This window comes from Methanobrevibacter sp., from assembly GCF_017409525.1.
GTDB lineage: Archaea > Methanobacteriota > Methanobacteria > Methanobacteriales > Methanobacteriaceae > Methanocatella.
This window is the reverse complement of sequence record NZ_JAFQSO010000014.1, coordinates 66,885-86,610: the sequence shown is the minus strand read 5'-3', so window position 1 is coordinate 86,610 and position 19,726 is coordinate 66,885. Positions and strand designations below refer to the sequence as shown.

Genomic DNA, 19,726 nt, shown 5'->3' with positions numbered 1-19,726 from the left:
ATGTTACACTAAACAATAATACTATTTTTTTCTTAATTACTCATTAAAATATTTCTCATAATTCAAACAAATTTTTCTAATCCTATTTCTATTTTCAATTTCATTACTACGTTTAAAATAACACTCAGTGAAATAAATCACATGATGTTTTCTACTTAATATAAATATAAACCGGAAACCAGATCTGTTCCCCTTAGGAATATCTTTACACCTGAATTTTTTAATTTTAAAAACAGGAAAAGGAACATTTAATCTCTGAAGTTGAAGGTACTGATCATCAGGCAAATAATGGTCTCCTGTTTTTAAATGAAACAATAATACATTAGTTAATCTTTCAAAATCTTCTTTAAGTGATGGGCATTTTTTCATCAATTTATTGACTTCTTTATCAAATTTTGGATGATATTTAATTATATATTTCTCTGTCATAGTCCCTCACTGAATATTCTTGGTCTCTATAAAAAACATATTCATAATCTAATACATCATTGTCTTCTGCAATTTTCCAAGGCAAGTCACCATGAGAATATTTACTGGCTTTTCCTGCAGACCAACCTCCAATTTTATCAATAACATCATTAATTACCCTTAATTCATCAGTATTTAATAAAGATAAATCAGGAGCTTCTTTAAGATAATAATGATCCTGAGGGTAACCTCCATAATTTTCTGATTTCCATTCAATAATACCATTATCAATCATTTCATCAAGTATTTCATTAATATGAGATGGAAATGGACCATGTTCATATTTGAGATATGTTTCATCAGTTATAGATTTTTCATGTTTTTCATAGTAATTAAAATCAGAAAAATATAATAATTTACATATTACTGTTTTTCCAACATTTGGTTTGTTTTCACATCTATTGATAATGTATAAAAGAACTGCTTTGAATTTTTCTTTGTTTAATCCATCACTTACAACTTCCCATGCCATGTTTGCTATACCCCCTTTTATGTTATTTATTTTTTCGTATAATTTTTACTAAATGAAAATTAACTGATTTCACAACCCTCTACAATAACATGTTACACTAAACAATAATTCTAATTTTCACACTATAACAACTTATCTAATCACTCTCAGCAACTCATAATCACTTTTATCTCTTTTATCAACTGATTCTTCAGTAATATTTTTAAGCTCAACACATGCTTCTTTATTAAGTTTAGATGCTAAAATCTCTTCATCTTTTTTATTAAAATCACTTTTAATAACTTGTTTCCTATTTCCATAATGGGACTCTATTTTAAATTTATAATCATCTAAATCAACTGCACGAATTACTCCTTCAACAGTTTCAGTAGTTTCCTCATGTTTTTTATTATTTTCAAATGATTTAGCTATTTTTAAAGATTTTAAAGCATCAATTGAAAACACTAATTTATCAGACCCGTTATGTAAAGGTTTTTTTACTTCAAAATCTAATTTCATATCTGATAAAGATTTAACAAAATTTCTATAAAGAGCCATTTGTTTTTTACCAACATTCTCTTTATTATTGAATTCGTTTAAATCCCCCTCATAATTAGAAATTTTATTTAATTTTATCATTGCTTCATTAATAGGACTATGAGATTCTTCAGTATCTAATTTTGTTTGTTCAGAAAGTAATAATACTCTTAATGAACCTGAACATGACCCTGCAACTAATAACCTATTTTCATTATAAGGTAAAGGTTGATTAAGATTTAAAGGATCTGAAGATAAAGAGGTTATCAAATCTTGTCCATTTATCAATAATTCCCCATATTCTTTCATTGGGATAAAACCATTTTGAACCATATTTCCTTTGAAACACCATTCCCAGGTTTCTCTTTTTTTATTAACTTGTTCTTGTTTTAATGCTTCATACATTTCAGTTTCTAAATCTCTAAGAGATTCTAAACCTAATTGTAGTCCAAATTTTTTTTCAGGGTATTTTTCTTGTAGATATAAATTTTCTAATATTAAACTTTGAACTTCTTCAAGTTGTTGTTTAATGGATTTATGGTTATTTTTTACCATAGTTATCATGCCCCTATTTCATGAAGATCATCTTTATTGAAAACTATGAATCCCTTCTTTTTTTCATCATTTATGTTATTTACTCTATCAATAGTATGATTTCCCCACCATTCTAAAAATGAATTTTTATAATTCTCCCAATGTTCTTTTTCTTCATCAGAATCTGACTCATCAGTGATTTTCGCATAAAAAACATGTATTTCATATTCAAATTTCATTCTTGGTTGATTGAAAATGATTTTTGCATAATCATTAGGAATCCCATTACCATCAGTTACATCTTTTTCAACGAATGTTATTAATAAATCTATATCTCCGGGTTCTTCTTTGTTTCTAACATAACTTCCATCTAAATAATGTTCTTCGATTCCTTTTGCTTCATTGCATAGTTTTGTGAATTTTTGGTATTTTCCAAATAATTCTTTTCTGCGTTCAGTTACTTTTACGAATCTTTCCATGAAGTCTTCTATCGTTGGATTGTATATTCCTTCTGGTAAGCATCCTCTTTTGTCAAATGGTGGTAGTTTATCTTTTGCCATACCCTTTTATCTCCTAAATTAAACTGCTTTAAAATTTTTTTCAACCTTTAATTAATAATAATTTATTTGTTTTAAAATTATTATGTTTTTAGGTTGATGGTTCCTGTTTTATACATTTGGTTGATTGTATATTTAAACCTTTTTATATAATAAAATTAAACAATGTTCACTAATACAATAATAATAATAATTAATTGTCAAGCGAAAACAACAAAAACACATAGCGTATCTTTCCAAAAATTACTTGAAAAAATAGTGAAATGTACAAAAAAAATTAAAAAAAATAGAAAAAATGAAAAGATTAAAAAGTAATCTCTTCATGAGTATCAATATCCCTAAACACAAAATCAAAACCTAATTTGTTAACTTCCTCTTCAAAATCCTCAAAACTAGAAACAAAATCCAAATCAACAATAAATCGATTTTGATCCAAAAGTCTAACGGGTTTAGTAGCATCCAATATTTCTGTAGACCCCGCAGGAATCAACCCATAATCATTGATGACCCTTAACAGGGATTCTTCATTTCCACTGCTTAGTTCTACTAAGCACCTTTTTTTATCGTACATATTATAATTTAATAGTTTTTACGAAGTTAAATACCTTTTGGTTTAAAAAAAAAGAAAACCAATCAATATACAAAATATTAAATGTTTAAAATAATTTAATGGAATTTTTAAGACAATATTAATGAAAAAAATAAAAAATATTAAATATCCCCTACCGAACTCTCATAATAATCTCTGAAATCACGTTTATCCCTAACCAATCTTAAATACTCATTCTCTTCAATATTCTGTCTAGAACCTACAATCTGATTATGAGATTGGATAATCTCATGAACATCTAAAGAATTCTGTAATTTATCAACATCAGTAGTCCTTCTATAATAATCACAACCATCACAATTACATAAATGAGTTTCAACAAAAGTTTGAGAACCTTTATGAATTCCCCAAGAATCTTCAGTATACATTCTTAAGTTAATTTCTTGATTACCATTATTGCCATTTCTAGCATCAGTAACCCCTGGAATATATCTCCCTTGAGGAGTGACTCCAACAGTATCAATACCCCAAATTGTAACTGCATGAGGATTATAAAAAGTCTTCTTCGCCTGATTTCTAAAAGCATCAAAACCATGAATCCAATATTTTTCAAATTTATCAGACATGTCCCTAAGAACGTGCAAATTGAACTGGGAACTATAAACTTTACAAGATATACCTAACAATCCAAAATCTTTTTTCGGATTCAAATGTTGGTCTAAAATATAATCCAACTTATTTACAAAACGGTCTTTATTAGTTTTAATACCCACAATAGGCATTATAGGTTTTTCATTATCCGAAGCTTCTAAAAATTTAATAGAAGTTTCTAAATTATTAACAAAGTCTTCATAAGTAGAATTATAGTAAGGTTCAGGAATAACAATAACATCAACACCTGCTTGTAATTGTATTTCCATTAAAGCAGTCATATAAGGAGTTTCAATTTTATCTTTTTGAGTAATCTTAGGATAAATTAACTTAAGAATGTTCTTATACTCCTCTTCTTCAAGCATATTTTTTGGAGTATTTACAGTAGACCTTACAGCATTTATCTTATTACGTAAACCATTTATCCCATCAATATTACGCCTAACTTTGGGAGTATACTCCAAAGGTGTTTGGTAAATTTGCCAATTAAATTCTTCTTCAACAACATCAAATGGTCCTGGAGGTTCATCTGCCCTGTTTCTCATACCTTTTATTTTATTGATTTCTGAAGTAGAAATTGCCCTGTTAGGAGTTTCAATATCACTTTCAGAAGTTTTAATAGTAATTGCACGAGTATTTTCATCAACATTATCTAATTTAATACTTTTAATTTCCATATTTTTCACCAAAGGATAACACATTATTATAATTTTCATCAATAATTTCAATTTTATTTGATATCTCCGAAACGACTTTTCTAAATTTGAGATACACTTTAACTAATTCAAAGCACAAATATACTATTATTATAATCAACACATACGTTATTAAACTGTTAAAGAAACTTACTGAAACACATATTATACAAAATACAAATAGAACAGCGAATAAACTAGTTATTTTATTTTTCAATGAAACTAAGTCCATGTAAAAAAGTTTGATTTCTCTTTCAAAAGTTCTAAATCTTATTGAATCTATTATTCCTAAAAAAAATATTTTATGAGCTTCAATTAAATTAAATGATTCTTCATCATCATCATTACCTTGATTTTCTTTTGTATGGTCAATTATTTCTTCTAAATTTTTAGAAATTTCTTCTAAATTTGCCCCTATAATTTTTTCTAATTTTGATTCATAACTCTTTTTAAAAGTATCCCAATCATTAGGAATATGTAAATTATTTAAATAAGCATCAATAATTTTGTAAATTCCTGCCGAAAAAATAGTTGAAATCAATCCTCTCCATAAATCAATATTTTGAACAATAGTATTCCAATCCATTATGATTCTCCCAAAACATCATCTTTAATTTTTGAATTTTTTGTATATTTAGGATAATTAAAATAAACATAACGTAATAATCCTTTATATCCTAATTTATTTGACCCAATTTTAAGCCGATTAACTTTTTTAATGATATCCTTTGGAAAATCAATTTTATTAAGGTATTCTTCACCTTCAGAGGTAATTGAATATTCATTACCATCAAAATCTTCAAAAGTAATTAAATTATCTTTTTTAAGATTTTTCAGAATATTAACTAAATTAAAACTATATGGTCCATAATTATAAGGGATAAAATTTAATTCTTCCCGTAATTCAGGATAAACTTCTTCAACAATTAAGAACATTTCTTTTTGGAAAAATAAATTTCCTTTTATCGGTTTTTGATTATCTGAATTTAATAGCAGTAATATAAACTCTTTTGCTGATAATTTTGTACCCATAATTAGTGACCCTCCATTTTTAGTTAATTACTTATATCTTTGCGAGTCATATTATAAAAAAATATACATTATAATAATAAAAATACATTGAAAAAAAGAATGGGGGAAACTTCACTCTAAAACATTCCCTCCACGAAATAAATTATTTTTAGATACCCATTACATTTATTCGTTCTTCTCTTTTGAATTCATTGTCAAAAGTGACAAGATAATCAATATCATACTCCAGCACAGTTACAATCATACTTGAATCAGTATAACTTAATTTGCCGTTGAACTTGTTAAATACTTTAATTGTCTTTGTATTGTAATTTGATATCTCATGTTCATTTATAACTTTAAAGTTATCCATCATGAAGTAATAAATAGTTTCTGCTTTATTAGCATCCCCTTTGAGGTTAACAACATTCACAACTTCTTCTATTACATTGTCTCCAATGTAACACTCTTCAGATAATAAATCTGTAAGTTCCAAAGCTTTGCTTTTATTACTGTCATTATCTAACGCTAATGCAATTATAAATGAACTGTCAAAGAAATATTTACTCATTTTAAATAAACCTCTTTCTTTAATTGCACACTATTTGTAACTTCCTCTGTTTTTACAATACCAATAATATCATTTAATTTGACTTTGTTTCTGAAGTTAACTTCTGGTTGCCCATCATCAGTTATACCCCATTCCACAATTGTATCATTATTAATATCAAAAGCTTCTCTTACTTCTTTTGGTATAGAAGTTTGGAAGTTTTTGTATATTTTGGTATTTGCAATCATCATAGGTTTTTCTCCATTTTTATATCATTTTTCATATTTTTTAATCACTCTTAAATTAAGGTTTTTTTACACCGAATAAATATAAACTCTGCTTCATACATTTTTTTATCATCTTTGGCATTAAAACAAAAGGAAGTTGTTTTAGTGCTAATTGTTACTTATATATTCTGTTGTATATAAACTTATCTGTTAATAAAAAATTTTATGATAATATATATAATAACAGAATTTTAAAAAAAATAATAAAATCACAAAATATTATATTCTTTCCCCGAAAGAAAAACATAAACCACAATAGTAAACTCCTGATTAACCACATCAGGCTCATCCAAATTATAAATCATCACATTACTCATAGCAGACTTATAAATCCTCTTCAACTTATCAGGATTAGTCTTAATATAAGTAGAATGAACATAATTCTTACTACGACCTTGCAACTCGTCAATATATTCAGCAGCCAAACCAATATTACTAGCATGAAACTTCCGGAGAGTATGAGCACGGAAAAAACGATATTTTCCCTTGAAACCCCAACCCATACGGTCATTAATCTCTTGAAACTTATTCAACAAACCAGAAGCGGTAAAATCAAACAACTTATCATCCAAACTCCAATCTTTACGTGACTGCAAATACTTCACAATATACTTAGTGGCCTCAGGAATGCAGAAAGTATAATAATACTTATCAGTCTTAATACGTCGAAGATAAAAAGTTGGAACAACATTTCTTTTGTGAGACAAAGTTTCAAGTATCACTTCTAATGATCCCCCATTGTGGTAAGATGAAGTTCCTTGAATAAATTGATTTACATTAAGACTTAAGGTTTCGGCCTTGGCAGTTCCTGAAGGGGACATGAATAATATAACCGCCTTAAGGTCTACAGTACATTATCACAAGCTTTACGAATATGTTCATAAGTAGGTAAGTCAAGATAATTAGTTTCATAAAGTTTATTATATTTAGCATCAGGTAAATGAGGAATTTCAATATCAAAATGAATATAAAACGTTTTCACTTTTGTAAAATATGTTCTAACTGTGTTTGGTGAACAGTTACTCTTAAGAAGATAACTTCGGTAATTCAACAAACGTTTTTTAACGTTACGGTCTTTTAAAGGTATTTTATTTTCCTCATCGGTAATGGCTTCCTGCATTAATTCATCAATAGACTTCTTATGGAATTTCAAATAATGTTTTAATGCAGATTCATAACCATTGGCCGTTGATTCTTTTAAATTTCTTTCTTTTACAAATCTTTTGAATAATTTATTTTCAAACATTTAATTATGTCTGTTTTCTTCTTGCAAATAAACTGAGTATATCCTCGTCACTTAACTCATCTACATTTGCAAACATTTTTTCAACGTTTGATAAACGTTCTTCCATATTATTGATTGCATCATCTTTATTCTGCACTTTGGATTCCAACTCTTTATTTTGTGATTGCAATGCTTCAATTTTAGCTTCCATCTCACGTCTTACTTCAGAGGTATAAGTTTTAGTTTCAGTATTTTCCAAACTTAAATCAGGAATAGCAGATAGATACGCTTCCTTGATTTCAGTAACATCTATTTCAATATAACTTCCATCAGTTTTAATTGGACTAGTATGACCTTCAAGAATAGCGCAAATACGGATATTTCCACAATTTTTAGCAATCATTGAACTGAAAAACTTTCTGCAACTATGGGCATGAAACTTAGGAATTTTATCAATCATTTTGTCCCTGTCTTCAATACTTAACTCGCCCTTTTTTATTTTTTCATCAATCATTGCAATATGATGTTTTCTTAATTTAAGGTTTTTCTTATATAGGGTGTCTGAAACTGAATCTTGAGTTAAGTTTCTTTTGAAATATGCTTTTTGAGAACCGAATAAAGCATCATCTTTAGATGGTTTTAGATTCAATCCTTTTTCTTGATTTTTGTTTGGATAATATTCGTCTTTTAATTTTCGTAGATGTTGTAAAATTAGATTGTTGGATTCGGGATCATTAAATGTTTGGCATTCAATGTTGAATCTTTGTGTTTTTCCAGGATTGAATTTCCAGTATCCCATCATATCTGCAGGGGCGTTATCTATGAAATCTTCAACTGTCACATAATCATGATATTGTGAGGTTGCGTTCATATAATCTCCAATGCTTAAACTTAATGCGTCGCTTAATCTCATTCCTGTACTCATTAGGAATTTGATTAATCCTGCGTACATTAATGAGCAATCATTTATTATGAATTTGAAATCTTCTTTGGATAATAAATTCCATTTTGAGGGTGTTCTGTCAAATTTTTCAATGTCGGGTAATTTTATTCCGTAGAATGTTAGTATTGCTAGGATTTGTGTGAGGTAATTATTAATGGAATTGGTTTTGATGTTGGTTTCTTTGCAGTAATTTATGAAAGTGTTGATGTAGATGTTGATATATGATTCTGGGCTGTTAACATCAAATGTCATTACCTGTTTTTCTATTATCTTGTTTCCTTCTGAATCAGTACCCTGAGAGATGGTTTTCTCGATTACTCTGTCCTGTTGGGATTTACAGTTTTCGATTATGGTTTGTAATGGTTGTTGTACTGCTTTGTAGAATTTGGTTAATGCTGCTTTGTAGTGTGTTTTTGTTGCTTCGGATATGTTTGGTTTGCTTCTTATAAAATTTGTGAATAGTATGTCTTCTGTGATGGTATAGTCTTTCATAAAAAAATCACCTATAACTGTATTTGTTATAGGTGATTATTATATTTTTTGTTAAAATATGATTTCAGTCTGATTTAATCATAGTTAAAATCATCTTATATGGGCTATTTTCGGCTTGCAGTGCGTGAGGTTCATTTGCAGGCATGATAATAATCTCGCCAGCTTTAACAGTATTTTTTACACCAGAAATTGTGATTTCCGCTTCACCGTCAATAACCTGAACCATCGCATCAAAAGGAGCAGAATGTTCTGATAACCCCTGACCTTGATCAAAGGCAAAAAATGTGACTGTTCCCAACTCCTTTTTAATTACTTCACGACTTACAACACTGTCTTTTTGATAATCCAATAATGAATGGATATCTAAAGCTTTGGCTTTAATATCCTCATTCATAAGTTATTCCCCCATGATTGTTTTTATGTCTGCAATTGCATCTCCAGTGGTTGGAGTCAAATTGTAGTTTTCTACCAAGACATTTAAAATGTCTTCGTTTGCCCATGCAGGAAGTACCGGTCCGATCCACATGTCGGTTTTTCCAAGGTAAAGCAATGCCCAGAGTACTGCAGCGGCTTTCTGTTCCATCCAACTGAGCACAATAGTTAATGGCAATTCGTTCAATTCCATTTCAAATAAATCACATAAAGCTAGGGCCACATCAACTGCAACAATGGTATCGTTACATTGACCCACATCCAGCAATCTTGGAATTCCTTCAATGTCTCCTAAATCCAAGTCATTGAACTTGTATTTGCCGCAGGCTAATGTCAATATGACTGTGTCTTCAGGCAAGTTTGCAACAAATTCCCTGTAGTAGTCATTGTGTTTAGCTGCCTTGTCACATCCTCCGACAACAAAGAATCTCCTGATTTTACCATCCAGAACCAATTCCTTAATCTTATCGGCATGCTCTACAATAGCTCCAGCGCTCCATCCGGTAGTGATTGTGGTTAACTCTTCAGCTTCAAGGCCTCCAAGAGATTTTGCACATTCAATTACTTCGGAGAAATCATAATCTTCAACTGTTTTTACGCCTTCAAGTTTTGCTACATCCATTGTGAACATTCTTTCTTTATATGAGTCAAGTGCTGGCAATACGCAGTTACTTGTTCCAACGATTGCCGCATTGTATTTTTTGAAGACTGCTCTTTGGTCATGCCATGCTCCGCCCAATTGCCCTGCCAGGTTTTCATATTTGTTCAATCCAGGATATCCATGAGCTGGCAACATCTCAGAGTGTGTGTAGACTTTAATATCTGTTCCTTCCACTTGTTTTAATAGCTCTTCTAAGGCTTTCAAGTCGTGACCTGTCACGATGATTGCCGGACCTTCCTGTGCTCCGACTTTAACATCTACAGGTTGTGGTTCCCCATATGCTTCAATGTGTGCATCCTTGAGCAATCTCATTACGTCCACACTTGTTTTACCCGCTTCAAGAGCAAGTGCAACTAAATCCTCCACATCAAAGTTGACGTTGGTCAATGTGGTGTACAATCCCTTGGTTAAGAATGCATCGATTTCAGGGTCTACTTTTCCTAAAACATTTGCATTGTAGTTATATGCACTGATTCCTTTCATAGTGAAGATCAAGTTATCTTGTAATCTTGCCACTGTTGGTTTCTTACCGCAAACTCCACTTACTGTACAACCGGTACCATGAGCGGTTTGGGAACATTGATAACAAAACATATCTAATCCATCTGCCATTTTAATTACCTCTTTTTTAGTAGTTAATTAAAATTATATTTAAAGAGTATTTAAAGATTTTGTCACTATCCAAGGGTTAAAAGTAGTAATACTTTATATAATATGAAGATTAGAATAATATCATGGATGAGAATATAGCTATACTGAAAGGAATTGGACTTACAATGTATGAAGCACAGGCATATGTAACGCTGACATCACTAATTCAGGCCACGGCATTTGAAGTGTCTGAAAAATCAAGCATTCCTCGAAGCAAAATATATGATGTGCTAAAGAAGCTCAGCGAAAAGAATTTCATAGAAATTGAAGACGGAAGGCCACTGACATATATCGTCAAATCCCCAGTTGAAGTTTTAAGCCGTGAAAAAGAAAAAATTGACTCTGAAATTGATGATACGATAACAAGACTGACCAATGTTTATGAAAACGGGATGAGTCAGGTACAAGCCCCAATCTGGAGAATATACGGTGTTGAAAAAATCATAAACCAGGAAATCGAAATAATAAAAAGGGCAAAAACTTCAATCAACATGAGAATAGGTTTCCTATTCGAAGGAGAGGGCGAAGCGCTAGCAGGCGCACTGAAATACAGGAAAGACCTGGAAGTTAACATCTTGGCTTCCCCAACATGTTACATCAACGATGAAAAATTTGAAATAATCGAATTTTTCAAAGAAAACAAAATCAACATTCAAAAAGCAGACATCCCCTTTGTCAAAGTGATGATTTGCGATTCAAGGGAAATGCTGCACACATACACTAAATTTTCAGAAGACAAAAGAAACGTCATTCCCGAAACTGCCATTGGAATATGGAACAAATACGAAGAGATAGCTAAAAACTATGATGACCGCTTTATGAATCAGCTGAAAAAGCTAAAGAAAAAATCCAAAAATTAAAGAAATTCTTCTTCAAACTCAATCAAAACATTCAAAAGCCTATAATCCAAGCGATGAATGGATTTATATGCAATATCTCTAGGAATATCCCAATAAGCTGATGCAATGCTTCCCGCAATGGCCGCTTGAGTATCGGCATCACCACCTAAAGAAACAGCGTTTCTAATCGTGTCCTCAAAGTCACCGGCTTCAAGAAAACAGATTATTGATTCGGGAACGCTTCCAGCACAGGATACATCAAACGAATAGTAGGGTCGTATCTCATCCAAAGACCTGCTTAAATCATATTGGTACCTAACCTCAACATGGTTTTTGATTTCATCTTTGCTGGCCCCTATGCGAGCCAGATAGATTGCATCGGATGTTGCAAGAGCTCCCTTAACTCCTTCTGGATGGTCATGAGTTACTATTGCAGACAATTCAGCCAGCTTTTGTGCTTCTTCCAAGCTTTCAGCAGCCCATGCGCATGGTGAAACGCGCATTGCCGAACCGTTAGCCCAACTTCCATAACCTTCAGGTGATTCCTGGGAAAGCCACTTTTTAAACATTCCCCCATAGCCAGCATGAGGATATTGATTTCCGAAATACTTTAAGTTTTTAATCAAAACATCCCTCGAATCTTTATCCTCACATAGCCACTTTGCGATAGCCAATGTCATTATTGTATCATCAGTGAAAATGGATTTTTTTGTAAAAAGATTAAAATCCTTAGTCTTTATAGAATTAAATTCTCTTGTTGAACCTATAATGTCTCCGCAGATTGCACCTAAAATACCTTTCATGAAATTAATTTGTGTAAAAATAGTTAATAAAATTTACCCAATAAGGAGAAATTTACCCAGAACCGCAATATTGTCCCTATTTTGAAAAATTGTACTAGAAACAAATAAAAAAAGATATATAATGCTTTAAACATAATCAGTAACGATAATACGCGTTATTATCAAAAACACGGAAATTTCTACATGTATTCTTTCAAAACATTCATAGACTCACTTCTTTGAATTAAATTCATATACTATCGTTGCTTTAAACATGTAGAAATTTCAAGCGATTACTTCACAAAAGCTAACATAAAATTGATTCCAGAGAAATCTGGAATCAAAAAACAAAATTAAATAACTTTCCTAATTAAAACAGAAGTGTTGTTTGTATTACCGGTTGGAAGAACCATTACCTCTTTATGGAATCCTCTAGTATCCTTATCAAGAACCGGAGCATATAAAATAGCCCTCATACCAGTATATGTCCTATAAATTACAGGCGTGCTCGGATCCACATACTCCCAGATGTTAGAGAACACTCTTTCTTTAGGCTCTGCAAGTGCTGCAACCATTAAAATATCGTAATCCAGTGATTCTATAACGGTTTCATCGCCAACGACAATTTCAATATCCTTATCAAGACCTAATCTTTTTAGCACCTTCCTTGATAACTCAGCAACATTTTCTTGCATTTCTATTCCAATGCATTTGCATCCAAATACCTTATTAAACATTATCAATGTTAATGGAAGAGGGCCTGAACCTAAAAATACAAAGGTCTTTTGGTCATTAAACTTGGCCAATTGACGTTCGTTTTCAATTAAACCAATGTATCTATCATAGAAATGGAATGAGTCTAATGTTTCAGTCGGATTATCTGATTCTAAAATTTTTAGAGCATTTTCAGTTTCAAGTCTGGCACCAACATAAACATAAAATTTCCTAATTAACTTTAATGCCTTATTCATCTTCTCATCATCAAGAATATGCTTTGCTGAGTCAAAATCAATTGACTTATCATGCGCAATGATTTCAACATCATCCAATATCTCAATAATTTCATCAAGATTCACATCATCCAATGCAGAATCCCCATATTTATCCAAATCACCATATGATGACAATTTATCTGCAATTTCCTCGAGTTTGCCCCAATATTTCCAACAACTCATAATTTCACCTTAACTTGATTACACATTAGTTTAACATTAATCCTTATTAAACTTATCTAAATTTAAAATAGAATAATAAAAATCAGTTATATCTTATTAAACTCGATTAAATCAAAAATAGGTAATAAGAGCTATGTGAAAAGTATTATAGCTGAAAAAAAATTAAAAATGACTCAAGATAACAAAAAAATTAAAAGAAATGAGAGAAATTATGCACTTCTCTCAAGTACAAAATCAGCAATGTTTGCAAGTACCTGTTTAGATGAAGAATCAGGCAATATTTCAAGTACTTGTTTTGCTTTCTCTACAGATTCTAGTGCCAAATTGCGAGCATATTCAATAGCACCACAATTTGTTAAAATTTCAATTGCTTCAGCTATATCATCTTCAGAATTATTTTCATCTTTTAACAATTCCAGCAATCTGCCATCATCATCACTAGCCAAACCTTTAATTGCGATTATTGTCATCTTGCCTTTTCCAATGTCAGATCCAATCGGTTTTCCTAATGTCTCTTCATCTGAAGCCAAATCAAGGTAATCGTCCTGAATCTGGAAAGCTAGACCAATTAAACGACCATATTCATACATCGCATCAATGACTTCATCTGATGCACCACCCATGATGGCACCAGCTTTAGTGGCAGCCGCTATCAATGCACCGGTCTTTTTGAAAATCATTTCCATATATTCATCTTCGCTTACGTCAAATCTATCTTCAAATCCCATGTCTGAAGCTTGACCTTCACAGATCTTAACGCATGCATCTGCAACTGTAGCTAATGCTTTATTGTTTTGATCAGAAGTTGTTCCCTCAGTTCCGATAATTATTTCAAAAGCCTTTGAAAATAAAGTATCCCCTGCTAGGATTGCTACATCTTCACCCCAAACCTTATGAACAGAAGGCATTCCTCTCCTCATATCATCATCATCCATGATATCATCATGAATAAGTGAAAATGTATGAATCAATTCAATAGCTGCAGCAGATTTTAGTGCAGATTCACGTTTTCCACCAACAGCCTCAGCAACAATTAAAGTTAAAGCCGGTCTAAGCATTTTTCCACCAGCTCTTGTAAGATAAACTGATGCTTCTGCAAGATTATCAGGAGTAATAGTTGCCAATTCGTCTTCAATAGTTTTTGTAATGTCAGTTGAATAATTTCCTAACACTTCTTTTACATCACTCATCATATCCCTCGTCTAACCTTTAAAAACTTGTGCTTGAGCATTTCTTAAGATATGAATATCATATCCAATTCTATAACCTTCTTCTTCAGCAAGTTCAGCGTAAGCCGCAAGCATTGATAAGTCCCCGTGTGCTGGAATGATGTGTTGCGGTTTTAACATTCGCAAGAATTCCCTGTGGTCTTCTCTTCCAGCGTGTCCGGAAACGTGAGCATTCGGATAAATTCTAGCACCCTTTAATTTTAATCTCCTCTCCATAATATGCCTGTTTGCAGCATTGGTTGGGTTTGGAATAATCGGTGCAGAAATGATTACATTATCTCCTTTTTTAATATTGAATGGAGTTCTGCCATTAGCTATTCTTGGGAGTAATGCATCAGGTTCACCTTGGTGACCTGTAGTTACAAGTAAATAATTTGCCCTGTCTTCATCAGCTCTCATTAAAGCTTTATTTACTGCTTTTGGAGAACCGAAAATACTGGCATTTTTTGGTAATTTCAGTATTCCTAATTTTTGAGCAATACCGCAAAAACGCTCCATGGATCTGCCTAAGAAAAATATTTCCCTATGGCTTTTCTTTGCAATGTCTGCAATGGCCTGCACACGTTCAACATGTGAAGAAAATGTTGTAACAATCATCCCGGTTCTCTCTTGGAGAGGTCCTTTCATCACATCTTCCAATATGTTTTTTGCAATACGCTCCGAATGGGTTTTAACCTCATTGTAATTTATGGCATTGGTGGTTTCAACAATTAATGCAAGCACTCCTTTTCTTCCAAGCTCTCTTAATCTTTTATAATCTGGAGGTGGAGAAACTTTTTGATGATTATCAAACTTGAAATCCAATGCATAAACAATTACTCCTTCCGGAGTATGTAAAACCGGAAATACTGCCTGTGGAATACTGTGTGTTGATTGAACAAATTCCAAAGTAATGTCCTTTGACAATTTCATTTGACTTCCAGGGTTAAGTGGCCTAATCGGATTAGTTACCTTGAATTTGCGTTCTCCTTTAATCTGTTTTTCGATTAAAGCGGCAGTATATGGTGTTCCGATTAACGGCGCATCATATCTATGAGCTAATTTAGCTACCGCACCAATGTGGTCCAAGTGACCGTGAGAGAATACGATTCCCCTTACTTTACCGTCCACATCCTTCATCAATGTATCATCGGGAATAACCCCTCTTTCAATTAAATCTAAGCTATGCATTCTATCAATGTCAGTATCTTCGTGCATGCTGATTCTGTCAAGATGAATTCCCATATCAAATATTATAACGTCTTCGCCGATTCTAACAGCAGTCATGTTTTTTCCGACTTCCTGATATCCTCCTATAGCGATTACTTCTACACTCATGTTTCATCTCCTTGAATAATTTTTTGTGTTAATTCCTCTCTCATTTAACCATTCCCTTGTTTTTCCTCGAATGACTAAATTAGATTGTTTTAGCTCTTCAATGTTATTAGCCCCTACTAAAAACATTGCGATTCTAAGTGAATCATTAAATTTGTTAATAAGTTCATTAAGTTGTTCTTGTGATGTGCAATTTTTCAAAAATGGCAATGCCATACCCACGGCATCTGCTCCAAGAGCAATAGCCTTTGCGGCTTCAAGACCATTTCTAATACCTCCGGATGAAATGACTGGTACATCAACTGCATTTGTCACTTCGACAGTGCTAATTGCAGTAGGGATTCCCCAATCCCAAAATATTTCACCGAAGTACTTGTCTTCAGCCCGGTATGTTTCAACTGCGGCCCAGCTGGTTCCTCCAGCACCTTCAATATCAATGAAATCAATGCCCGCATCAACTAATGTTTCAGCTGATTCGGCTGATATTCCACAACCGGTTTCTTTTGCAAGCACTGGAATATCTACAGATTCTGTAATCTGGCTGATTAAATTAGTGTAACCTCTTGCATCCAAATCGCCTTCAGGCTGAATTGACTCTTGAAGAGGATTTAAATGAATTGCTAATATATCTGCATCCAACATTTCAACGGCTTTTTCTGCCAAATTAAGTTGTGGTGCACCTATATTTCCGACAAGCAAACAATTTGGAGCATTTTCCCTAACAACAGTGTATGTGTCTGCAAGTTCAGGGTGTTCGCATGCAGCCCTTTGAGAACCTACTCCTAAGGCAATATTATTATTTTCAGCAGCAATAGCCAATTGTTCATTTATAGATTTTGCGGCAGGGTGGCCACCAGTAATTGCTGTTATAAATAAAGGAGAGTCTAATTTTTTGCCAAATACGGAAGTTGATAAATCAATTTCGTTTTTATCTACTTCAGGCAATACATTGTGGATTAATTCAATATCTTCAAATCCAGTTGTTTTATTTTTAAACTCCACATCATAATTTTCACAAATTAATAAATGCTCTAATTTTCTATCTGAAATCATTTTCCTAATTTCCCCTTGAAATTACGGTTCCTTTGACCTTTTCATCTTCCAATACTTTAAAAATATTATCATTAACTTCAGCATTTATTATTTTAGATTCAATTCCCAAATCTGCTAAATATAAAAGTTCTTTGATTTTTCCAACCATTCCTCCAGTAACATCCACGTTTGTAGTTCCTTCCAATGTATCCAAATCTTCAAGTGACGAAAATCTATCAAAAAATATTGCATCTTCATGTGTTTTAGGGTTTTTACTGTAAACTCCATCAACATCTGTTCCTAAAATAACCCTATCCGGATTAAGATTAACGGCCAAATATTGGATTAATTGGTCTCCAGAAATAACGCAAATTTCTAATTGACTATCTAAAACAACATCCCCATATATTACAGGAATGAAACCTTTATCCAAATATTTTTTAAATGAACTCAAATTTCCATCAGTGATTCTTTTATTTGTGGCTGTCATGAAACTTGAAGCAGGGATGGCCACTACAGGCAGGCCTTCTTCAATAAAAGCTTCACAAATAAGCATGTTTAATTTCTTAACAGCATTTTGAGTTTTGCAAAATCCTATCCTTTTTTGAGGATACTCATCTTTTTGAAATGGCTCGCCAATTTTATATTCCTTAGCTGGCGGATGTCCAAATGATCCGGCACCATGAACAATGATTAATTGTTTGTCTGACCTGTCAAGAGAAGACTTAATCTCAGATGCTATTCTTTTAAGAGATTTGCTGTCAATTTCACTTTCAGCCGAATCTTTATTGGTCAGAATACTTCCACCAATTTTTAAAATTATCATAAAATCACTTATAAACTCTTGAAGAAACTCCTTTTCGAGTGAAATGGATTTTTAAAATATTATCATCACGTTCAATAGCTTCAGCCACTTGTTCAACCTTGCCCGGGCAAAGTGCAATAATGCTGCCTCCACCACCGGCACCTGTAGTTTTAGAACCAATAGCACCGGCTTCCCTTGCATTATATACCATCCTGGACAATTCCAATGTATTAACACCTAAAACATCTAAAAATCCATGGTTAATATTCATTAATTCTCCAACCTTATTGAAATCCCTTTTTAAAATGGCCTGTTTTGCATAATTAGTCAGATTGCCCATGGCAGTTATTACTGGATTTATAATTTTTGGATTTCTATTTTTAAGATTTCTTACATCCTTTACCATTTTTCCAGTATTTCCATGCTTAGTAGTATAGCCTACAACAAAAGGAACATTGAAGTTTACGTTGAAATGCTCAACTTTTTTGTTGCGGGACAAATAAACAAGTCCCCCATAAGTAGAAACTAAAGTATCTAACGGACTAGCAACCCCCTGAACGGCTTGTTCAACCATATGGGCATCATGAGCTAGAGACTTTTTATTAAAACGAATATTATGATAACGGTATAATGCGGCTAAAGTAGCAACTGTAACTGCCGCAGATGATCCAAGTCCAGAACCAATAGGAACATTTGAATGCAATGTAATTTCTATTGGAGTATGGTCATGTACTCTATAAAGAGATTCTAAAATATATCTAATAATACCTGGTTTTCCTTTCAATAAAATGTATTTTTTCTCTCTTGTAAGCAATTCAGCTTCAAAATTTATATTAGGAGCTCTAAAAATAGACCTATCACATTCAGATTCCTTAACAGTAACATATGCCCTTTTATTTACTGCTCCAGCTATAGCTGGTTCATCATAAACAACTGAATGTTCCCCAAATAAAATTGCTTTAGCGGGAGCTGAAGCTTTAGCTATCATTGATACACCTTATTTAAAAATACCTGAAGCATACCCTACAACAGAAGTGAAATCCCCTGTAACATCTCCACTGGTTTTATATTCCAATATTTCACAAGCATTCTTATCAGACATTTTTGAAACTAGAATAGTTGTCATTACCGGACCATAGCCACACATTGTAATATTATACTGAATAACTTCCTCAAAAAGTTTAAATTCATTCATTTCAGCGATATCCTCCAAAACAAATCCATCGACTTTATTGGCTTTTTCTTGATTGTTGAAATGGGACAAATCAGTGCTTGCAATAACACAATAAGATTTGTTTAATTCATTTCCTGCCTCAAAAATAGCCTTTGCCAAATCGCTTGAAGTGGAAAAATTTTGAGAACCTATGGTTATTGGAACTATCTTAAAGTCACTTGAAAAATATTGTAAGAAAGGTAGCTGAACTTCAATGCTGTGTTCACGAATATGGGCTGAAAAATCGGCAGTCGCAATATCAGATTTGGAAATCAAAGCGTCTGCAAATTCGCTGTCAACTTCAACACTCCCCAAAGGAGTATCCCACTGACCTTCATTGAACACGGAAATTTCACTACCAAAACCCGTATGGTTAGGACTTAATATAATAAAAACTTCAGGAAAACCATTTTGAACTAACTTGCAGTAGCTATGACTTGCCACTGCACCTGAATATCGATAACCCGCATGCGGAACCATAACATTAATAGGATAGTCTACACCATCAAATTTGCCCATATCGGGTATTTTGCCAACTCCGAAATCATCTAAAAAACAATTTTCAATAGTTTTTATCAGCACTTCGGGGTCGGCTGGATAAAATGCTCCAGCAACAGCAGGTTTTCTTATCATTTAACTCAT

At 32.4% G+C, this 19,726-nt stretch carries 24 protein-coding genes; 1 reads left to right on the top strand and 23 read right to left on the bottom strand.

Annotated features, from left to right (window positions below; translation table 11 throughout):
* Positions 1-36: 36 nt before the first annotated feature.
* From IJE64_RS08705 to hcp, 15 genes are all read right to left on the bottom strand, one after another.
* Positions 37-429: a hypothetical protein gene (locus IJE64_RS08705; RefSeq protein WP_292784853.1), complete on the bottom strand. Its 393-nt coding sequence runs from the start codon at positions 427-429 to the stop codon at positions 37-39.
* Positions 407-940: a Panacea domain-containing protein gene (locus IJE64_RS08700; RefSeq protein ID WP_292784851.1), complete on the bottom strand. Its 534-nt coding sequence runs from the start codon at positions 938-940 to the stop codon at positions 407-409. The genes IJE64_RS08705 and IJE64_RS08700 overlap by 23 nt, the downstream gene beginning before the upstream one ends.
* 132 nt (positions 941-1,072) lie before the next feature.
* A complete protein-coding gene (locus tag IJE64_RS08695; protein ID WP_292784849.1) occupies positions 1,073-2,011 on the bottom strand; it encodes a hypothetical protein in 939 nt (312 codons plus the stop codon).
* 5 nt (positions 2,012-2,016) lie between these two features.
* Positions 2,017-2,550, bottom strand: coding sequence for a DUF6932 family protein (locus IJE64_RS08690; protein ID WP_292784845.1), 534 nt, complete (start codon positions 2,548-2,550; stop codon positions 2,017-2,019).
* Positions 2,551-2,851: 301 nt separating this feature from the next.
* Complete coding sequence (locus tag IJE64_RS08685) at positions 2,852-3,118, bottom strand: hypothetical protein (RefSeq protein WP_292784842.1); 267 nt, start codon at positions 3,116-3,118, stop codon at positions 2,852-2,854.
* Between the two features lie 140 nt (positions 3,119-3,258).
* A complete protein-coding gene (locus IJE64_RS08680) occupies positions 3,259-4,425 on the bottom strand; it encodes a hypothetical protein (RefSeq protein ID WP_292784840.1) in 1,167 nt (388 codons plus the stop codon).
* Positions 4,415-5,029: a hypothetical protein gene (locus IJE64_RS08675; protein WP_292784837.1), complete on the bottom strand. Its 615-nt coding sequence runs from the start codon at positions 5,027-5,029 to the stop codon at positions 4,415-4,417. The genes IJE64_RS08680 and IJE64_RS08675 overlap by 11 nt, the downstream gene beginning before the upstream one ends.
* Complete coding sequence (locus IJE64_RS08670) at positions 5,029-5,475, bottom strand: hypothetical protein (protein ID WP_292784834.1); 447 nt, start codon at positions 5,473-5,475, stop codon at positions 5,029-5,031. The genes IJE64_RS08675 and IJE64_RS08670 overlap by 1 nt, the downstream gene beginning before the upstream one ends.
* Positions 5,476-5,623: 148 nt before the next feature.
* A complete protein-coding gene (locus tag IJE64_RS08665; RefSeq protein ID WP_292784832.1) occupies positions 5,624-6,025 on the bottom strand; it encodes a type II toxin-antitoxin system VapC family toxin in 402 nt (133 codons plus the stop codon).
* A complete protein-coding gene (locus IJE64_RS08660; RefSeq protein WP_292784829.1) occupies positions 6,022-6,255 on the bottom strand; it encodes an AbrB/MazE/SpoVT family DNA-binding domain-containing protein in 234 nt (77 codons plus the stop codon). Before IJE64_RS08660 ends, IJE64_RS08665 begins: the two co-directional genes overlap by 4 nt.
* A gap of 245 nt (positions 6,256-6,500) precedes the next feature.
* Complete coding sequence (locus IJE64_RS08655; RefSeq protein ID WP_292784826.1) at positions 6,501-7,112, bottom strand: hypothetical protein; 612 nt, start codon at positions 7,110-7,112, stop codon at positions 6,501-6,503.
* Between the two features lie 23 nt (positions 7,113-7,135).
* Positions 7,136-7,537: a phage integrase SAM-like domain-containing protein gene (locus tag IJE64_RS08650; RefSeq protein ID WP_292784822.1), complete on the bottom strand. Its 402-nt coding sequence runs from the start codon at positions 7,535-7,537 to the stop codon at positions 7,136-7,138.
* Positions 7,538-7,541: 4 nt separating this feature from the next.
* A complete protein-coding gene (locus tag IJE64_RS08645) occupies positions 7,542-8,951 on the bottom strand; it encodes a hypothetical protein (protein ID WP_292784819.1) in 1,410 nt (469 codons plus the stop codon).
* Between the two features lie 64 nt (positions 8,952-9,015).
* Positions 9,016-9,345, bottom strand: a complete 330-nt coding sequence (locus IJE64_RS08640) for a cupin domain-containing protein (protein WP_292784815.1) — start codon at positions 9,343-9,345, stop codon at positions 9,016-9,018.
* Between the two features lie 3 nt (positions 9,346-9,348).
* Positions 9,349-10,656, bottom strand: a complete 1,308-nt coding sequence (gene hcp / locus IJE64_RS08635) for a hydroxylamine reductase (protein WP_292784812.1) — start codon at positions 10,654-10,656, stop codon at positions 9,349-9,351.
* 122 nt (positions 10,657-10,778) lie between these two features.
* Between hcp and IJE64_RS08630 the strand changes: the two genes are divergently transcribed.
* Entirely contained in the window at positions 10,779-11,555 is a 777-nt protein-coding gene (locus IJE64_RS08630) for a TrmB family transcriptional regulator (RefSeq protein WP_292784809.1), read from the top strand.
* Here IJE64_RS08630 and IJE64_RS08625 read toward each other — a convergent pair.
* From IJE64_RS08625 to amrB, 8 genes are all read right to left on the bottom strand, one after another.
* Positions 11,552-12,337 (bottom strand): ADP-ribosylglycohydrolase family protein, encoded by a 786-nt coding sequence (locus tag IJE64_RS08625; RefSeq protein ID WP_292784804.1) that lies wholly within the window; start codon positions 12,335-12,337, stop codon positions 11,552-11,554. The genes IJE64_RS08630 and IJE64_RS08625 overlap by 4 nt on opposite strands.
* Positions 12,338-12,669: 332 nt before the next feature.
* The gene (locus IJE64_RS08620) at positions 12,670-13,491 is read right to left on the bottom strand and encodes a nicotianamine synthase family protein (protein WP_292784800.1); all 822 of its coding nucleotides are present in this window, start codon (positions 13,489-13,491) and stop codon (positions 12,670-12,672) included.
* 209 nt (positions 13,492-13,700) lie between these two features.
* On the bottom strand, positions 13,701-14,681 hold the full coding sequence (idsA, locus tag IJE64_RS08615) for a short chain isoprenyl diphosphate synthase IdsA (RefSeq protein WP_292785048.1): 981 nt from the start codon (positions 14,679-14,681) through the stop codon (positions 13,701-13,703).
* Between the two features lie 12 nt (positions 14,682-14,693).
* Positions 14,694-16,037 carry an RNase J family beta-CASP ribonuclease gene (locus IJE64_RS08610; protein ID WP_292784797.1) on the bottom strand — a complete coding sequence of 448 codons (1,344 nt, stop codon included), beginning with the start codon at positions 16,035-16,037 and terminating at the stop codon, positions 14,694-14,696.
* A gap of 3 nt (positions 16,038-16,040) precedes the next feature.
* Complete coding sequence (fni, locus tag IJE64_RS08605) at positions 16,041-17,087, bottom strand: type 2 isopentenyl-diphosphate Delta-isomerase (protein WP_292784795.1); 1,047 nt, start codon at positions 17,085-17,087, stop codon at positions 16,041-16,043.
* Positions 17,088-17,091: 4 nt separating this feature from the next.
* Positions 17,092-17,892, bottom strand: a complete 801-nt coding sequence (locus tag IJE64_RS08600; protein ID WP_292784792.1) for an isopentenyl phosphate kinase — start codon at positions 17,890-17,892, stop codon at positions 17,092-17,094.
* Positions 17,893-17,896: 4 nt separating this feature from the next.
* The gene (gene mvk / locus IJE64_RS08595) at positions 17,897-18,859 is read right to left on the bottom strand and encodes a mevalonate kinase (protein WP_292784788.1); all 963 of its coding nucleotides are present in this window, start codon (positions 18,857-18,859) and stop codon (positions 17,897-17,899) included.
* A gap of 9 nt (positions 18,860-18,868) precedes the next feature.
* Complete coding sequence (gene amrB, locus IJE64_RS08590) at positions 18,869-19,717, bottom strand: AmmeMemoRadiSam system protein B (RefSeq protein WP_292784786.1); 849 nt, start codon at positions 19,715-19,717, stop codon at positions 18,869-18,871.
* Positions 19,718-19,726 lie beyond the last annotated feature (9 nt).

Coding starts and splice junctions, on each gene's coding strand:
- IJE64_RS08695 (WP_292784849.1), bottom strand. CDS start 2,011: ATGGTAAAAAATAACCATAAATCCATTAAACAACAACTTGAAGAAGTT.
- IJE64_RS08700 (WP_292784851.1), bottom strand. CDS start 940: ATGGCATGGGAAGTTGTAAGTGATGGATTAAACAAAGAAAAATTCAAA.
- IJE64_RS08660 (WP_292784829.1), bottom strand. CDS start 6,255: ATGATGATTGCAAATACCAAAATATACAAAAACTTCCAAACTTCTATA.
- hcp (WP_292784812.1), bottom strand. CDS start 10,656: ATGGCAGATGGATTAGATATGTTTTGTTATCAATGTTCCCAAACCGCT.
- IJE64_RS08675 (WP_292784837.1), bottom strand. CDS start 5,029: ATGGATTGGAATACTATTGTTCAAAATATTGATTTATGGAGAGGATTG.
- IJE64_RS08685 (WP_292784842.1), bottom strand. CDS start 3,118: ATGTACGATAAAAAAAGGTGCTTAGTAGAACTAAGCAGTGGAAATGAA.
- IJE64_RS08630 (WP_292784809.1), top strand. CDS start 10,779: ATGGATGAGAATATAGCTATACTGAAAGGAATTGGACTTACAATGTAT.
- idsA (WP_292785048.1), bottom strand. CDS start 14,681: ATGAGTGATGTAAAAGAAGTGTTAGGAAATTATTCAACTGACATTACA.
- IJE64_RS08705 (WP_292784853.1), bottom strand. CDS start 429: ATGACAGAGAAATATATAATTAAATATCATCCAAAATTTGATAAAGAA.
- IJE64_RS08670 (WP_292784834.1), bottom strand. CDS start 5,475: ATGGGTACAAAATTATCAGCAAAAGAGTTTATATTACTGCTATTAAAT.
- IJE64_RS08610 (WP_292784797.1), bottom strand. CDS start 16,037: ATGAGTGTAGAAGTAATCGCTATAGGAGGATATCAGGAAGTCGGAAAA.
- IJE64_RS08690 (WP_292784845.1), bottom strand. CDS start 2,550: ATGGCAAAAGATAAACTACCACCATTTGACAAAAGAGGATGCTTACCA.
- IJE64_RS08655 (WP_292784826.1), bottom strand. CDS start 7,112: ATGTCCCCTTCAGGAACTGCCAAGGCCGAAACCTTAAGTCTTAATGTA.
- fni (WP_292784795.1), bottom strand. CDS start 17,087: ATGATTTCAGATAGAAAATTAGAGCATTTATTAATTTGTGAAAATTAT.
- IJE64_RS08650 (WP_292784822.1), bottom strand. CDS start 7,537: ATGTTTGAAAATAAATTATTCAAAAGATTTGTAAAAGAAAGAAATTTA.
- amrB (WP_292784786.1), bottom strand. CDS start 19,717: ATGATAAGAAAACCTGCTGTTGCTGGAGCATTTTATCCAGCCGACCCC.
- IJE64_RS08640 (WP_292784815.1), bottom strand. CDS start 9,345: ATGAATGAGGATATTAAAGCCAAAGCTTTAGATATCCATTCATTATTG.
- IJE64_RS08680 (WP_292784840.1), bottom strand. CDS start 4,425: ATGGAAATTAAAAGTATTAAATTAGATAATGTTGATGAAAATACTCGT.
- mvk (WP_292784788.1), bottom strand. CDS start 18,859: ATGATAGCTAAAGCTTCAGCTCCCGCTAAAGCAATTTTATTTGGGGAA.
- IJE64_RS08665 (WP_292784832.1), bottom strand. CDS start 6,025: ATGAGTAAATATTTCTTTGACAGTTCATTTATAATTGCATTAGCGTTA.
- IJE64_RS08645 (WP_292784819.1), bottom strand. CDS start 8,951: ATGAAAGACTATACCATCACAGAAGACATACTATTCACAAATTTTATA.
- IJE64_RS08620 (WP_292784800.1), bottom strand. CDS start 13,491: ATGAGTTGTTGGAAATATTGGGGCAAACTCGAGGAAATTGCAGATAAA.
- IJE64_RS08625 (WP_292784804.1), bottom strand. CDS start 12,337: ATGAAAGGTATTTTAGGTGCAATCTGCGGAGACATTATAGGTTCAACA.
- IJE64_RS08600 (WP_292784792.1), bottom strand. CDS start 17,892: ATGATAATTTTAAAAATTGGTGGAAGTATTCTGACCAATAAAGATTCG.